The sequence below is a fragment of the Exiguobacterium sp. s101 genome, from assembly GCF_018617835.1.
Taxonomy (GTDB): domain Bacteria; phylum Bacillota; class Bacilli; order Exiguobacteriales; family Exiguobacteriaceae; genus Exiguobacterium; species Exiguobacterium marinum.
In genome coordinates this window covers 1-216 of sequence record NZ_JACSKX010000048.1, presented here as the reverse complement: position 1 = coordinate 216, position 216 = coordinate 1, and the positions used below count along the sequence as shown (strand labels likewise).

Here is a 216-nt window from a genome sequence, read left to right as displayed (position 1 = left end):
CGTCGAGTCCGTGACCAGGATCCGACCGGAGATGAAGCCGTGCGCCTCAGCCTGCCGCACGATGTCCTCGAAGATTTTCTGGAACACGTCGTTGTCATGAAAACGACGCCGATAGGCCTGGCTGATCGTCGAATGGTCGGGCACCTTCTCGTCGATGCCGAGACCGAGGAACCAACGATAGGCGAGGTTCGTCTGAACCTCCTTCACGGTCTGACG

At 59.3% G+C, this 216-nt stretch carries 1 protein-coding gene; it reads right to left on the bottom strand.

Translation table 11 applies throughout. From position 1 onward, the window contains the following. A partial coding sequence (locus KNO76_RS13950; RefSeq protein ID WP_214885998.1) for a transposase occupies positions 1 to 216 on the bottom strand: 216 nt, incomplete at both ends.